Annotated in this window: 14 protein-coding genes and 1 pseudogene; 11 read left to right on the top strand and 4 right to left on the bottom strand. The window is 57.4% G+C overall.

Features of this window, described 5'->3' with window-relative positions:
• Window positions 1-559 (bottom strand): annotated as a pseudogene (locus ACYQ6M_RS30040) (IS5 family transposase); the annotation flags it as partial.
• A gap of 76 nt (window positions 560-635) precedes the next feature.
• The gene (locus tag ACYQ6M_RS30035; protein ID WP_460077605.1) at window positions 636-1,340 is read right to left on the bottom strand and encodes a FadR/GntR family transcriptional regulator; all 705 of its coding nucleotides are present in this window, start codon (window positions 1,338-1,340) and stop codon (window positions 636-638) included.
• An 89-nt stretch (window positions 1,341-1,429) separates the two neighbouring features.
• Here ACYQ6M_RS30035 and ACYQ6M_RS30030 point away from each other — a divergent pair, with 89 nt between their 5' ends.
• A complete protein-coding gene (locus tag ACYQ6M_RS30030) occupies window positions 1,430-2,182 on the top strand; it encodes a sulfite exporter TauE/SafE family protein (protein ID WP_460077603.1) in 753 nt (250 codons plus the stop codon).
• A gap of 102 nt (window positions 2,183-2,284) precedes the next feature.
• Window positions 2,285-3,040: a hypothetical protein gene (locus ACYQ6M_RS30025; protein ID WP_460077601.1), complete on the top strand. Its 756-nt coding sequence runs from the start codon at window positions 2,285-2,287 to the stop codon at window positions 3,038-3,040.
• A gap of 234 nt (window positions 3,041-3,274) precedes the next feature.
• On the opposite strand, the gene ACYQ6M_RS30020 is transcribed toward ACYQ6M_RS30025, so the two are convergent.
• Complete coding sequence (locus ACYQ6M_RS30020; RefSeq protein ID WP_460077599.1) at window positions 3,275-3,406, bottom strand: hypothetical protein; 132 nt, start codon at window positions 3,404-3,406, stop codon at window positions 3,275-3,277.
• A gap of 206 nt (window positions 3,407-3,612) precedes the next feature.
• Between ACYQ6M_RS30020 and ACYQ6M_RS30015 the strand changes: the two genes are divergently transcribed.
• From ACYQ6M_RS30015 to ACYQ6M_RS30005, 3 genes are all read left to right on the top strand, one after another.
• A complete protein-coding gene (locus ACYQ6M_RS30015) occupies window positions 3,613-3,930 on the top strand; it encodes a DUF1127 domain-containing protein (RefSeq protein ID WP_460077607.1) in 318 nt (105 codons plus the stop codon).
• Between the two features lie 95 nt (window positions 3,931-4,025).
• Window positions 4,026-4,400: a hypothetical protein gene (locus ACYQ6M_RS30010; RefSeq protein ID WP_460077597.1), complete on the top strand. Its 375-nt coding sequence runs from the start codon at window positions 4,026-4,028 to the stop codon at window positions 4,398-4,400.
• A 341-nt stretch (window positions 4,401-4,741) separates the two neighbouring features.
• Window positions 4,742-5,734 (top strand): mechanosensitive ion channel family protein, encoded by a 993-nt coding sequence (locus ACYQ6M_RS30005; RefSeq protein WP_460077595.1) that lies wholly within the window; start codon window positions 4,742-4,744, stop codon window positions 5,732-5,734.
• 123 nt (window positions 5,735-5,857) lie between these two features.
• Here ACYQ6M_RS30005 and ACYQ6M_RS30000 read toward each other — a convergent pair whose 3' ends face one another.
• Complete coding sequence (locus ACYQ6M_RS30000; RefSeq protein WP_460077593.1) at window positions 5,858-6,454, bottom strand: helix-turn-helix domain-containing protein; 597 nt, start codon at window positions 6,452-6,454, stop codon at window positions 5,858-5,860.
• A gap of 284 nt (window positions 6,455-6,738) precedes the next feature.
• Here ACYQ6M_RS30000 and ACYQ6M_RS29995 point away from each other — a divergent pair, with 284 nt between their 5' ends.
• The 6 genes from ACYQ6M_RS29995 to ACYQ6M_RS29970 all read left to right on the top strand — a co-directional run bounded on the left by ACYQ6M_RS29995 (window position 6,739) and on the right by ACYQ6M_RS29970 (window position 14,103).
• Window positions 6,739-8,337 carry an ABC transporter substrate-binding protein gene (locus tag ACYQ6M_RS29995; RefSeq protein ID WP_460077591.1) on the top strand — a complete coding sequence of 533 codons (1,599 nt, stop codon included), beginning with the start codon at window positions 6,739-6,741 and terminating at the stop codon, window positions 8,335-8,337.
• A gap of 146 nt (window positions 8,338-8,483) precedes the next feature.
• Window positions 8,484-9,425: an ABC transporter permease gene (locus ACYQ6M_RS29990; RefSeq protein ID WP_460077589.1), complete on the top strand. Its 942-nt coding sequence runs from the start codon at window positions 8,484-8,486 to the stop codon at window positions 9,423-9,425.
• Window positions 9,422-10,288 carry an ABC transporter permease gene (locus ACYQ6M_RS29985; protein ID WP_460077587.1) on the top strand — a complete coding sequence of 289 codons (867 nt, stop codon included), beginning with the start codon at window positions 9,422-9,424 and terminating at the stop codon, window positions 10,286-10,288. The genes ACYQ6M_RS29990 and ACYQ6M_RS29985 overlap by 4 nt, the downstream gene beginning before the upstream one ends.
• The gene (locus tag ACYQ6M_RS29980) at window positions 10,285-11,286 is read left to right on the top strand and encodes an ABC transporter ATP-binding protein (RefSeq protein WP_460077585.1); all 1,002 of its coding nucleotides are present in this window, start codon (window positions 10,285-10,287) and stop codon (window positions 11,284-11,286) included. Before ACYQ6M_RS29985 ends, ACYQ6M_RS29980 begins: the two co-directional genes overlap by 4 nt.
• Window positions 11,283-12,278: an ABC transporter ATP-binding protein gene (locus ACYQ6M_RS29975; RefSeq protein ID WP_460077583.1), complete on the top strand. Its 996-nt coding sequence runs from the start codon at window positions 11,283-11,285 to the stop codon at window positions 12,276-12,278. The genes ACYQ6M_RS29980 and ACYQ6M_RS29975 overlap by 4 nt, the downstream gene beginning before the upstream one ends.
• Window positions 12,271-14,103: an aminopeptidase P family protein gene (locus tag ACYQ6M_RS29970; protein WP_460077581.1), complete on the top strand. Its 1,833-nt coding sequence runs from the start codon at window positions 12,271-12,273 to the stop codon at window positions 14,101-14,103. Before ACYQ6M_RS29975 ends, ACYQ6M_RS29970 begins: the two co-directional genes overlap by 8 nt.
• Window positions 14,104-14,185 lie beyond the last annotated feature (82 nt).

The following is a 14,185-nucleotide window of genomic DNA, read 5'->3' as shown; positions in this document are numbered from 1 at the left end:
TGCGAGGTATCGCCGGTTTCCTGATCTGTCAGGCTATGGGCAATGATCTCGCCACTGTCAGCATCAACAGCCAGATGCAGTTTTCTCCAGCCACGCCGGGACTTTGTCCCATGCTTTTCTTCCAGCCATTGACCGGTGCCATAAATCTTCAGCCCGGTGCTGTCGACCAGAACGTGAAGCGGTGCATCTGGCGCAGCCGTCGCTCGACAGTTGGCATCCAGGTTCTTGCCCGCCGACTGAGTGTCGTGTGATCGGGCACAGGCAGATCCAGTCCCATCAGCGCAAGCACCGAACTTAAAAGACCTTCGCCTTGGCGCAGTCGCAGGCCGAATGCCATACCCAGCATCAACGTCGTCTCAATGGCCAGATCAGAGTAAAGCGACTGGCCTCCACGCGTCTTGCGACGCGGGGCAGTCCAGCCCGCCAAAGCTTTCGGCGTCATCCAAAGAGTCAAACTACCGCGGCGGCGAAGGCCCGCCTCATACTCCGCCCAGTTCTTTACCTTGAACTTCAACTTGCCGATGTGATGGCGGCGACTGGCGTTATGTTTATAGGGCATGCTGGACCAATCAAGTTGGTTTCGATCGCAACCGAATAAGCAGAAATCGTTGAATTCTCATTCATGCACCAAAGCCCTACTGGTTATGAGTCTGAAGCCTGGTCGACGTCATTGCAGCAAAAATCGTATCGAGGTGCGTCGTCATAGCAGCGGAAGCTAAACCCGGTTCCGCTGCGGCGATCGCATCAACGATCCTATCATGTTGGTCGCTATGCAAAGTCCGAAACTCATTACGTCCCACCTGGCGGTAAGTGCGGTCCCACTGCCTTTGCCAAGTGGCGCGGCGCCGCGCTCCGGACAGATAGTTCAAGAACCCCACGAGTACGGGGTTGCGTGACGTTCTTGCAATAGCCTGATGGAACGCGTCATCCGCTAGTTCGCAAGCAGTTAGATCTGTCGCAACACGACCGGCCGCTACCAAGGCGCGAAGCTTATATACATCCGATTTGTCCGCCCATAGAGCAGCCTCGGCAGCGACTTGCGGCTCCAGGATCAACCGGGCGCGCATCAAATCAGGTGGGGTGGCACCTTCAACCAACATGGTTTCTTTAACTGGCAAGTGTCGCGGACGCGAACCGCGAAAAGTACCTTGACCGACATGACGCCAGACTTCACCCGACTTCTCGAGCCTGTGCAAACATTTTCGAAGTGTCTCCCTGCTGCACTGCAAGTGGGCAGCCAGGACTCGTTCCGGCAGCAAACGATCGCCGTGATCAGGTGCGGTAACCGCCAGATAATCAATAAGTTCTGCAACTACTATATCAACGGTTCGCCGGGGCATTCTTGAACCCAATTCCAGACCAATTTGTAGACCAATTCATAAAAGTGCGATCTTTGTTCCCGTCTGATCTTATCCGATGGGGATAGAAAGTGTTCGAAATATTCTTGCTAGCTGCCGCGGGCCTTGCTTCGGGTCTCTTGAATTCAATTGCTGGCGGTGGAACTTTCCTAAGCCTACCTGCCTTGATATATGTTGGTGTTCCTCCAGTCAGCGCCAATGCAACGGCAACCGTGACAGCGCTTCCTGGCTACATCAGTAGCGCATGGGCATTTAGGAAGGACATAAAGGCCGAAGGCAGCCTGCGCACACGCACCGTCATTGCGATTTCCTCAGCCGGTGGCGTAATCGGAGCCCTTCTTCTAGTGGCTACACCCAGCGAGGCCTTTCTGTGGATTGTGCCATGGCTGCTTCTATTGGCTACTGTGTTGTTTGCAGCAGGGCCGTTTTTACTGAGTCTTGCGCGGAGAAATGGAAGCGCCTTTGCCGACGCAACAATCTCATTTATCTCGATTCTCGCCGTTGCAATCTATGGGGGTTTTTTCAACGGTGGCCTTGGAATTATGCTGCTCGCTGTTTTTGGTTTGCTCGGATACGTGAACCTCCATGGAATGAACGGGCTGAAAAATATCTTGTCCGCAATACTCTCACTCGGTTCCGTTCTTACCTTTATTTTCGCAGATCTCATCGCCTGGGAACAAGCCTTCGTCATGGCAATCGCAGCAACGATTGGTGGATTCATAGGCGCGCGAAAAAGTCGCCAAACCGTCAGGACAGATCTACTCCGTCACTTCGTGACTGCAGTTGGTCTTTTCATGACTATTATCTTCTTTGTTAAGTATTAATTCCTATCCTTTTGCCGGTACACAGTATCTATGACTTTTAACTTATTCAAATTCTCTTGAATTCAGGCTGTTGACGATTTTTCTGTCGAACGGAGTTTAACAGTGGATCCGAAGATAAACTCTCAAGAAGACGTCGACCCAATTGAGTATTCACCCTTGGTCCGGGGAATGCTCTTAACCATGCACTATGCTAAAGCCCACAATGGCATCCAACTTACCCGAACAGGAAGAATGAACCGGAAATTCCTACGTTTGGCGGTGCCAGAATTCGATTGGCCTAGATACACAAGAAATGACGTTTTCGGATGTCGAAGATGGTTGAATGAAGCGGAAGTGCCACCGATGACTGTTGTGCGGGTTTTGCTGCAGAAACTGAGGTTGCTTCGACGCAAGAGAAATCAATTGCACCTTACCAGATGTGGTTTGGAAATGATTGATGCCCCTGATCAGGTTTTTGAACGCGCTGCGTACACTTATCTTTATCAGTTCGCTTTCTCTCCTCATCGGAAATCTGAAGCAGCTAGCCCTTTCTTGTGGGATATGTACTTAGATATCATAGATAAAGAGAGCGAATTTGGCTGCACGGTTAGTGACTTAATGAAAGCCCTGTTCGGGCCTGAAGTTAACAAAATCGATCATCCGGATCGCAATTCCATTCGCGCTGGCTTGTTACAAAATGTCATTAGACCGGTATGCTGGCTTGGATTGTTGAGTAAAGCGCCTTTGGAAACAGGTCCCGATCCAAGCGCATTTTATAAGACACCACTATGGCAAACATTTGCGTACATCAGCTCTGACAAACCAGGTAAATTTCGGCGTTTAGGCCCAAAAAAATTGCATTTCGGTGAATGTCAGTAGAGATAGTCATAGCAATTTGTCGTTTCAGTCTTTTTAGATATGAAGTAATAATATTTACTATTAAAGGAATCTAACATTTATTTTGGAAATAGTGGAAACGGCAGTTCATTACATGTCTCGTTGTCGCGCCATGAACAACTCTTTGAAGCGACCTTGGTCAAGGTAACGACAGGTCAATCCAGGTTGGGTCGAGCGGCTACTTGAAGACTGTAACTGACAGCTACAAACACCGATTTAATTTCGGAACGATTTTTCAACCGACCAATCAGGCACCCGATAGCGCCAAAACGCCGCAAGCTGCATCTCAGTCTTGAATTCCATTTTCTGAAAGCCAATATGAAACTCATGATCAAGTTCAGTCTTCATAGGAGGTTCCTGCGTAACGCAGGTAAGACACTGAACCGCCGGTAACCCCGGGCGGGACCGGGCCAAGAGCCTGTCCGCGCCTCGGGGTTCTGATTTCCTCAAGATCAGTCTGATCAACGCATCCGTCAAAAGTGAACAGTCACCGCCTGTATGTGGACAGGCGGGCTATCGCGGTGCGTGGGTTTCGGTTTCTTCCTTCTTCGTGGATGATGATCATGCACTTCTACAAATCCAATCACAGCATCCCTCACACCCATCAAACTGCTACCTCCCCCGGCGCAGATAGAAATCGCCGACCCGGAATTCTGCGTCTTTGGATTCGGAAAGCCCTCCTCAACTGGGAGCGTCGAAAGATGATCGCGATACTGCAAGCGATGGACGACCATCTGTTGCGCGACATCGGTATTGAACGCTGCGATATCCTGCGCGTGGTCAACGGCTTCACGGATCGCGATTTGGGAATGGACCCGGTTGCTCGTGATGTAGAACGCATTGAAGAAGCACACGTACATTCGGCGGCGTAGCGACATATTCACATATGAAGAGGCGTGTTACCGGTAAGCGCTCGGAAATGCGCCCTTTTTCAGCAATACGGATATCGATGGACAAGAGGGGCTAAATGATGCTCTGCAGCGCGGATTTTGAAGAACTGTTCCCCGAATTATTCCCGCCCCAGGCGAACGACGGCCTGACCAAGAACCCGGGTGCCGGATCTGCATCCCGTTGGAATGATTTTGCTGGCACCGCCATGCCTACGAAAAACATCCGTAGGGAGGCCAACGAAAGATCACTGCCATATAAATTGGATCTCTTTGTCACGAGCCGGCTCGCACTCAGCTTCACCGCGCACTGTGTTCTGATGACAATCGGGATCACCCTCATCAGCGTTACCGAATGGGCACGAGCTGCCGGAGTATTAACGTCGGAGACGTCGTATGCCGGTCGCGCTCCGCGCCGGACCCCACGGACTACCGAAGAGCTGGAGGCCGCATGATCCGCAATTTTTCGGAGCTATCCAAACCCCATGGTCTGTCCGGAAGGTGCGGCGCGATGATCTGACAAGGCCATGACGCTCCTTCCGGAATGCCGACTGACACTATTTCGCCGCTGTCCCGTTCCCGTCGAGAGTAAGTCATATGAACCGCTATTTGTTGCCCACTTGCCCCTCATGCAATACATCTCTGCCCCGCGCGAGCGCTCATCGCTGCCCCATCTGTCAACACCCCATCACGGGCAGTACCAAAGTGAGCCGCATTATGTGTCACCGCTGCGGATCGACAGTAAGTGAAGACCGCAGTCGCAGTGTCACTAGGAACTGCTCGAGATGTCGGGCACTTGAGTCATCCCAGCTCCTGCTCCGAGGCTGCTGACGTGAAGGTGGTCCACCAATTTCAACGCTTGATCTGGCCGATTATTCTGCTCGTTGCCGCAGTCTTTGTCGTAGCGTTCGACCAGGAAATCGAGCATGGCATTGGGTTCTCGCTTGGCCTCGCCGCCGGTGTGCTCGGTTGCCTTGCTGCGGCATGGCTGGGCAGCAGGCTGTTCAGCCTGGTCGCTGATCAGCGGAGGCGGCACAAGCGACCCTACCCGCGACTGTTCCGGGATCTCGTAGCCGTTCTTCTGTTCGTCATTGCAATCATTGCCTCGACGACGCTACTGTTGGGTCAAGGGTTTCTCGGTGCGCTGGCTGGATCGAGCCTTATCCTTGCTATGCTGGGTTTTGCAATCAGGAACGTTGTGGCCGACACACTATCGGGTATCGCTCTCGGGATCGAAGCACCTTACCGGATCGGTGACTGGATCGACATCGAAAAAGTCGCTCGAGGCCGGGTCATCGAGATCGGCTGGCGAACGACGCGCGTTTTGACGCAAGATTCGACCTACATGATCCTGCCCAACAGCCAGATCGCGCGACGGCGCATTACCAACTATTCGGCTCCGAAACCTCAGTATCGTGCACAAGTGTCACTAAAAATCGCTCATGAACTTCCCGTTGACGCCGCGAAGACGCTAATTCTGAGAACTCTTCGCGATGCACGCCTGATCCAGACGGACCCGGCTCCGGACGTGCGAGTACAAGAATTGGGGAATGACGGTAACGTCTATGCTGTTCGGTTCTGGTTGTCGCGGTTCGAACGGGACGTCGATTGCCGAGACGAAGTTCTGACCTTGATCGAGCGCGCCTTGCGGGACGCGAAAGTGCCACCTCCGCGCCTGCAGATCGAACTAAACCAACGACCCAGACTGGTAATCGATCAGGCAGAGCATAAGGCGGAAGTTGCGCGAGTGTTCGCTGCATTACCTAAGAACGGGCGTCTGGATGTGTGAGACAGCAGCTTAACCCCTTGCTTTCACGACAACTGAGGATGCTGTCGCTCGTCGAGGTCGAACGTTCGTAGAACGCGAGAGCCCAATGCGATGACAGGATCTCGCAACTGCAGAACTATTCATTCAACTCTTTGAATAGTTTATCGGTGTCGAGCTGACCCAGAGTTCCGCCGACGGCTCATTTCCAAGTACCCTGGAGTAGTGCGGCTTAGCCGTGTCGTGGTGGATGCTGTCACCAGGGGTCATGATAAAGACCTTGTCGCCGAGATGGTATTCAAGACTGCCCTCCAGCAAATAACAGAAGACTTCTCCCTCATGCTGCATATGCTCGGACACATGGCCGGGCGGACGGTGAATGATGCAGGGGTAGGTGAGTGCGCCGGGAAAGCCGGGCCCGAGTTTCTCGTAGAGCCGTTTGGCCTTACCAAGTAGGTAGGTTTGGCGATTGTCTTTCGAGACGTATTCCGTATAAGGCTCGGGTACCTTGATCAGCTGTTCCAGGCTCGTCTGCAGTGCGCCGGCGATCCTCTGGAACGAGGACAACGACGGCGAGGAAATGCCGCGTTCGACCTGGGACAGAAACCCGATGGTGAGGTTTGTGGCCTTGGCGACATCGTCCAGCGTCATGCCAAGGGCCTTCCGCCGCTGCCGGATGACAGGGCCGTAATTGGGTGTGTCCTGATCGGCTTGCGGTGTGGCTGTCGGCTCGCTCAACGTCATTGATATCCTCCTACCGGCGTTTCCTTATAGCCTTCGACGGGAAAGAAAGCCAGCCTCGGCCGGTTGTGAGAATTTATCTATACTAAAATTTTTTTTAGTGAAATTTGATTGAGGTAATTTTTAAAATTTCATATTAAACACAGACGTTTAATCCGATTTATGAGTTTTGGCCAGCCCTAAAAAAATATCAGAAACTCGAAGTTTCACTAAAAAATACCTTGCGGCGGCATTCCGTTTGGATAAGCTCCGGAGCCTCATGACATGTGCATCTGGGAGGACACACCATGAAGGCGGCAGCATTTGCCACCGTGCTGGCAATGAGCACGGCTCTGAGCGTATTCACATATGAGGCCGCAAGCGCGGTCGAACGCGGCGGCACCCTCGAATTCGCCCGCTACGACGGGTCGAAGCTTGTCGATCCGATCTATGCAGACCGCAATCCGGATATCTGGATGGTGGGCAGCCTGTTCTCGACGCTGCTGGAAAGCGATCCGGAAAGCGGTGCGATCACCGGCGCGCTGGCGGAAAGCCATGAAGTCTCCGCCGACGGCAAGACGATCACACTGGGCCTGCGCGACGGCCTGAAATTCTCCGACGGCAGCCCGCTGACGGGTGAGGATGTGGTGTTTTCCCTGGACCGGGCGAGGAACCCGGATCTCGGGCCCTGGTCGGATCTCTTCTCGGCGATTTCCTCTGTGACGGCAGATGGCAAGACCATCACCATCTCGCTTGCCAATCCCGACCCGGCGCTGCTCCCCATGCTGGCGACGTTCAATTCGGCGGTCGTCTCCAAAAAGGCCTTTGAGGCCGCTCCGGGTGCGACCGACCAGGAAAAGTCCGCGGCGCTCTTCGCAGCCGGTGGTCCCGGCGTCGGTTCCGGCCCGTTCTATCTCAGCGGCTTCGAGCAGGGATCGTCGATGACGTTCTCCGCCAATCCGCACTACTGGAAGATGGGTGAGGACGGCAAGCCGCTGCCCTATCTGGACAAGGTGCATTTCCAGGACATTCCGGACGATGCCACCCGCATTCTCAAGCTGACGGCAGGCGAGGTCGATATCGCCGAGTTCATCCCGTTCTCGCGCGTTGCCGAGCTGGATGCGGATCCCGCGGTCAACATGTATCTGTTTCCGTCGACCCGGATCATCTATTCGCCGATCAACACCCGCGAGACCCGCGCCGACGGCTCGCCGAACCCGCTTGCCGACAAGCGCGTACGCCAGGCACTCAACTACGCCACCCACAAGGACGCGTTGATCCAGCTCGTCCTGCAGGGTGCCGGCAAGCCTATGTCCTCGCCTCTGATGTCGTCGTCCACACCGCTGGCGATCGACATGAACCCGCTCTACGGCTTCGACATCGAGAAAGCCAAGACGCTGGTCGCCGAGGCGGGACTTGCGCCGGGAACGGAAATCACCCTGACAACGCTGGCGGGGTCCGCGGACGACGCCACCATCTTCGCAGCCCTGCAGCAGATGTGGGCGCCGCTCGGCATCAATCTCGTCGCTGAACAGGTGGACGGGCCGACACGCGGCGCCAAGAACCGCTCGGGCGAGTTCGACATCCACACCTATGGCTGGGTGGATGACGTCGCCGACCCGAGCCAGGTGACCGGCTGGCTCGGTTATTTCCCGACGCGCAAGGCGGTAGGAACCGGCTGGGACAATGCCGACTTCAATGCCCTTTACGAAGCCTCTTCCACCGAGATGGATCCGGAAAAGCGCGCTGACCAGTACCGTCAGATGCAGGAACTCTACGCGGACGCAGCTCCGCTCCTGTTCATGTACGAGACGCCGTTTGCGGTCGCCGTGTCCGGAAAGGTCTCCGGTTACGTCCAGACGCCGCTCGGTGCGAACATCTTCGAAAAGGCTTCGCTGGAACGCTAGAGCATCCTCCGTTCGGCAGAACTTCAAACAGGTTCGATTGAAGTTCTGCCGATCACGCGTTCCTCCCAAGAGCGGAAGGCCCGGACGTCCGTCCCACTGGCACCCGGGCCTTCCGAACCCTTCTCGGCAAATGACGGCAAAACAATATGGCTGGTGTGCAATACACCCTGAACCGGCTGGTTCTGATGATCCCGACCTTCCTTCTGGTGATGATCATCATTTTTCTTCTTGTCCGCCTTCTTCCCGGCGATCCGGCCATCGCGATCGCGGGTGACAAGGCGTCCGACGCCGATATCGCCGCGATCCGCGAGAAGCTCGGCCTGACCGCCCCGCTCTGGACCCAGTTCTGGCTGTTTCTGAAGAACACGCTGCAGGGCGATCTCGGGCGGTCCATTCTGTTGCGCGCGCTGGTGCTCGACGTGATCCTGGCTCGGCTGCCAACAACGATCTTCCTGACCCTCTATGCGGTGACGCTGTCGATCCTGATCGCCGGACCGCTCGCCTTTCTGGCAGCGGTCAATCGCGGCAAATGGCAGGACAACCTCATCCGGGCCGTGTTCCAGGTCGGCCTTTCCATGCCGGTCTTCTATATCGGACTGATCCTGCTGACGTTCCTGGCGGCGCAGCTGCGGCTTTTTCCAGTCGGCGGCTATGGCGAGACCTTCGCGGACCGGCTTTATCACCTGTTTCTGCCGGCCGTGACCGTGGCGCTCTACACCTCCGCGATCCTGATGCGGAACCTGCGCTCTGCCATCATCGAAGTGCTGGATGCCGAATATGTGCAGTTCGCCCGGGCGAAGGGCCTGCCAAACCGACTGATCCTCGGCCGGCATGTCCTGAAAAATGCCCTGATCTCGACTGTGACCCTGCTCGGCCTTTCCATTGGTCAGCTGATGAGCGGCACGCTCGTCACGGAAACGGTCTTTGCCGTGCCCGGTGTTGGCCGGTCGATGCTGGAGGCGATCTTCGCCCGCGACTATCCGCTGATCCAGGGCCTGACGCTGACCTTCGCGGTTCTGGTGTCGCTGGTCTTCCTCTTGACCGACCTATTCCAGAGCTGGCTTGACCCGAGGATGCGCCTCACATGAGCGATATCTCTCTTGCCCCAGGTACGGCCCCTTTGAAAAAGCCGGACCTGTTGAAACAGGCCCTGTCGAAACCCGGCTTCATGACCGGTGTCGGCATCATCGGCTTTTCCACCTGCCTTGCGCTCTTTCCCGGGCTCTTTGCGCCCTACGATCCCAATCAGATCGACTATGTCGCGGTGCGCCAGGCGCCAAGCTGGGAACATCTCTTCGGCACGGATCTTCTGGGACGCGATACATTTTCCCGCGTCATCTGGGCCTATTCCGTCGACATGCGCATGGCGTTTTTCGCCACCGTCTTCGCCCTTGTCATCGGCGTCGTCGTCGGGGCTCTGGTCGGTTATTACCGCGGGGTGGCGGATCTGATTTTCGGCCGCGTCGTCGATGCCGTCATCACCTTCCCCTTCCTGGTGCTGGTGATCGCCATTGTCGCGGTGCTGGGGCCGGGGCTCACAAACATGTATATCGCGATCACGCTGGTGAACTGGGTCTATTACGCCCGGTTGATGCGGGCGGAAGTGATCTCGCAGAAAGCCAACGACTATGCCTCGGCGGGCATCGTCATGGGTTATTCCGACCGGCGCATCATCTTCCGGCACCTCTTACCGAACGCGATCACGCCGATCATCGTCTACTGGATGACCGACATGGCGCTTGCCATCCTGCTCGGCTCGTCGCTCGGCTATCTCGGTCTTGGGGCGCAGCCGCCCCAGGCCGAATGGGGTGTTCTCATCGCCGAAGGGCGCAATTTCATCACCACCGCCTGGTGGCTGAGCCTGATGCCGGGCATTGCCATTGTCATGACCGGGCTCGGCTTTTCGCTAATCGGCGACGGCCTGGCGGATCTGTTGAGGCCTCGCGGATGACCCAAAGCTCTGTTCACCCCCCCCTTCTGGAAGTTGAAGGCCTCTCGACCACTTTCAAGGCAGGTAGCCTGTCGATCCCTGCCGTTCGCGACGTCGGCTTCAAGCTCGGAAAGGGCGAAGTCCTCGGCCTTGTCGGCGAAAGCGGATCGGGCAAGAGTGTGACGCTACGCTCGATCCTCGGCCTCACCCGTCGCTACGGCAGCACGACCGGCAAGGTCATGTGGCACGGTGACAATCTGATCGAGCTGCCGGAGACAAAACTGCGGAAGACCCGCGGTAGAGAGATCGCGATGATCTTCCAGGAACCGATGACCTCGCTCAACCCACTGCTGACGGTCGGGCTGCAGATCGACGAGACCCTGAAGGCTCACACAAGGTTGTCGGCAATCGAGCGTCGCAAGCGGGCCATTGAGATGCTGGATCTGGTCGGTATTCCGGCGGCCTCCTCACGGCTCAACGAATATCCGCACCAGTTTTCCGGCGGCATGCGCCAGCGGGTGATGATTGCGATTGCGCTCGCCGCGCGGCCGAAGCTGCTTCTGGCGGACGAGCCGACCACGGCTCTCGACGTCACGATCCAGGCACAGATCCTCGACCTGATCCTGACGCTAGCGAAGGATTTCGACATGGGGGTCATCCTGGTGACCCACGATCTCGGCGTCGTCGCCCAGACCTGCGATCAGGTGGCGGTGATGTATGCCGGGCGGATCGTGGAGGAAGGCGCGGTGCGCTCCGTCCTTAAGACGCCGCAGCATCCCTATACGGTCGGGTTGATGCGCTCCGTGCCACAGGATGTCCCGCCCCGGACGCTGCTCTACTCCATCCCGGGAACGCCGCCGAGCCTTCTTGCCCTGCCAGTGGGCTGTGCCTTCGCACCGCGATGCCCCAACCGGACAGAAACTTGCGAGGCTGGCCGGCCGGAGCTTCTTCCGACCGGAAACGGTCGGGCGCTTGCCTGTTTCAACAAGTTCGAGAAACGCGACGGAGCGGCGGCATGAGTGAAACGGTTCTTGATATCCACGACCTTAGCCTGACCTTCAAGGGCAAACGGGGCGTGCTTGACTTCATCGCGGGCCGTCCGTCGCGGGATGTCAACGCGCTGAACGGTGTTTCACTTGAATTGCGGCGAGGCGAAACACTTGGCGTTGTAGGCGAGTCAGGTTGCGGCAAGTCGACCCTCGCACGCTGTATCGTGCGGCTCTACAAGCCGAATGAAGGGGAGATCCGATTTAACGGCGTGGATGTTTTTGCGGTCGGAGAGCGCAGCGACCGGAGCTACAATCGCCGGGTCCAGATGATGTTCCAGGACCCATATTCATCGCTCAATCCGCGCATGACCACCGGCCAGATACTGAAAGAGGCCTTGATGGTGCACAAGATGTGCGGCGAGGCCGAAGTGCCGGGACGGCTGGCAAAGCTTATGGATCTGGTGCAATTGCCCCATGATGCGCTGGAGAAACTGCCGCACGAGTTTTCCGGCGGTCAACGCCAGCGCATCGCCATTGCCCGGGCGCTTGCCGTGGAGCCGGAAGTGCTGATCGCCGACGAACTTGTCTCCGCGCTGGATGTCTCCGTGCAGGCGCAGATCGTCAATCTGCTTCTGGAACTTCAGGAACGTCTCGGTCTGACAATCCTCTTCGTCGCCCACGATCTGCGCCTGGTGCGCCACGTCTCCAACCGGGTCGCCGTCATCTATCTCGGCCGGATTGTCGAGATCGCCGGCAGCGAAACCCTGTTCGCAAGGCCGATGCATCCCTACAGCCAGGCACTGCTCAGTGCCGCGCCATCGCTGGATCCTGACGACAAGGGCAGGAAAATTCATCTCGAAGGGGAGCTGCCCTCGCCGATGGACATCCCTCCCGGCTGCCCCTTCCACGCCCGCTGCCGCCACAAGACCCCGAAATGTACCACGGATTTGCCGGTGTTGCGCGCCCTTGAAGGCCGCGGCTCAGTTGCCTGCCATCATGCCGAAGAGATCGAAAATGCCTGAAACGACCCGTGCCGCGATAACCGGCCGTCTGAGCGACCTGCGTGCGGAAATGTCTTCCCGTGGCCTGAAGGCCCTGATCGTTCCGCGTTTCGATGCGCATCAGGGAGAATATATTTCCCCGCACGACATGCGCCTTGCCTTCGTCACCGGTTTCACCGGCTCGGCGGGTGTCGCCATTGTCACCGCGGACTGCGTTCGGCTCTTCGTCGATGGCCGCTATACGGTGCAGGCGCAGAACCAGTGTCCGGTCGGGCTGATCGACCGGGATCATCTCCTTGAAAATCCGCCAGAGGTCTGGCTCGGCGGGGTGGCCGAACCCGGCTGGAGCATCGGCTATGATGCCATGCTGCTGCCGCCGGCCTGGGTGGCCCGGTTCGAGACCGCAATTGCTCGCGCCGGGGCGAGGCTGACGCCGGTCGATGGCAATCCGGTCGATGCCGTCTGGCACGACCAGCCTGCAGAGCCGGCCGGCCTCATCGGCGCCTTTCCGATGCAGTTCGCAGGGCTGTCGCCGACCGGCAAACGTGCTGATCTGATCGAACTCATGGAGAATGAGGGGATTGATCTGCTGGTCGATACCCAGCCGGACAATATCTCCTGGCTGCTGAATGTCCGTGGCGACGATGTCGCCTTCAATCCGATGCCGCTGTCGTTTTTCCTGCTGGAGCGAGAGGGGCAGGGGCACTGGTTCGTGAATGCGGCCAAGTTCGAGGATGGCCTAGAAGACGCACTGCCCGGCTGGCTGACCGTCCATCCGAAGGAGGCTTTTCTCGACGTGCTGAAAGAGAAGGTGTCTGCCGGCGCGAGGGTGCTGGCAGATCCGGATTTTTCACCGGCCGCGGTCAGTCAGGCCGTTGTCGCGGCAAGAGCCGAGCCGGTAGCGCGGCGCAGTCCGGTGACACTGGCCAAAGCCCACAAGAATACCGCTGAGCTGGAGGGCATCCGAGCCTGTCATCTTCAGGATGCGGTCGCCTGGGTGGAATTCAGCGCCTGGCTTCAGGAGACCGTTCCGGCGCGGGCCGCAAGCGGTGACCCGGTCAGCGAATATGAGGCGGAAGAGAAGATCCTTGCCTGCCGCCAGGCGCGTCCCGGTTTTCTGTCGGAAAGCTTCCGCACGATTTCCTGTGCCGGGGGCAACGCCGCCATGTGTCACTACGCGGCCGATCCGAAGGCCTCGGCACCGGTCCTTCCCTCAGCCTGTTACCTGATGGACAGCGGCGGGCAATATGAGACCGGAACCACCGATGCGACCCGATCCCATACCTTCGGCACTCTGCCGGAAGGGTATAGTGAGGCCTACACGGCCGTCTTCAAGGCGCTGGTCGCGCTGGCGACGCTGCGGTTTCCCAAGGGCACGCAGGGCCATCACATCGACGCCATCTGCCGCCGCCCGCTGTGGGATCTAGGTCTTGATTATGATCACGGCACCGGCCACGGCATCGGCCATCGCCTGTCGGTGCATGAACAGCCCCAACGGATCGGCAAGCCGCACAATCCGGTCGACCTGGCTACAGGAATGGTCATGTCCATCGAGCCCGGGCACTACAAGGCCGGACACTACGGCATCCGCATCGAGAACCTGTTCGAGATCGTCGAGGCGGATGACGGCTTCCTGGAATTCGCCAACCTTACCTGGATCCCCATCCAAACGGACGCGCTTCTTCTGACTCAGCTGACTGCAGCGGAGACAGCCTGGCTGGACAGATATCATGCCGAGGTGGAAGCGCTGCTTGGACCGTATTGTATTGGCGAGACGGCTGATTGGCTTCACGATGCCTGCAAACCATTAGCGTGCAGCGGTGCGACGTGGCGCAAAGTGGGTTGAAGAACGGATCTGTCGCAAACTTTTCTTGAACCGATGTGGAGGTATTGATGCGCCGTTGATTTTCCGGTGTTCTGGAGACATG

It is taken from the genome of Roseibium sp. ROS1 (assembly GCF_054658215.1).
Note: the sequence above shows the minus strand (reverse complement) of the source record. Positions and strands in the feature narration are given on the sequence as shown.

What these genes read in the sequence shown, in the direction of transcription:
- ACYQ6M_RS30020 (WP_460077599.1), bottom strand. Translation starts at nt 3,406, where the DNA reads ATGAAGACTGAACTTGATCATGAGTTTCATATTGGCTTTCAGAAAATG.
- ACYQ6M_RS30000 (WP_460077593.1), bottom strand. Translation starts at nt 6,454, where the DNA reads ATGACGTTGAGCGAGCCGACAGCCACACCGCAAGCCGATCAGGACACA.
- ACYQ6M_RS30015 (WP_460077607.1), top strand. Translation starts at nt 3,613, where the DNA reads ATGATGATCATGCACTTCTACAAATCCAATCACAGCATCCCTCACACC.
- ACYQ6M_RS30035 (WP_460077605.1), bottom strand. Translation starts at nt 1,340, where the DNA reads ATGCCCCGGCGAACCGTTGATATAGTAGTTGCAGAACTTATTGATTAT.
- ACYQ6M_RS29995 (WP_460077591.1), top strand. Translation starts at nt 6,739, where the DNA reads ATGAAGGCGGCAGCATTTGCCACCGTGCTGGCAATGAGCACGGCTCTG.
- ACYQ6M_RS29990 (WP_460077589.1), top strand. Translation starts at nt 8,484, where the DNA reads ATGGCTGGTGTGCAATACACCCTGAACCGGCTGGTTCTGATGATCCCG.
- ACYQ6M_RS29985 (WP_460077587.1), top strand. Translation starts at nt 9,422, where the DNA reads ATGAGCGATATCTCTCTTGCCCCAGGTACGGCCCCTTTGAAAAAGCCG.
- ACYQ6M_RS29980 (WP_460077585.1), top strand. Translation starts at nt 10,285, where the DNA reads ATGACCCAAAGCTCTGTTCACCCCCCCCTTCTGGAAGTTGAAGGCCTC.
- ACYQ6M_RS30010 (WP_460077597.1), top strand. Translation starts at nt 4,026, where the DNA reads ATGATGCTCTGCAGCGCGGATTTTGAAGAACTGTTCCCCGAATTATTC.
- ACYQ6M_RS29970 (WP_460077581.1), top strand. Translation starts at nt 12,271, where the DNA reads ATGCCTGAAACGACCCGTGCCGCGATAACCGGCCGTCTGAGCGACCTG.
- ACYQ6M_RS29975 (WP_460077583.1), top strand. Translation starts at nt 11,283, where the DNA reads ATGAGTGAAACGGTTCTTGATATCCACGACCTTAGCCTGACCTTCAAG.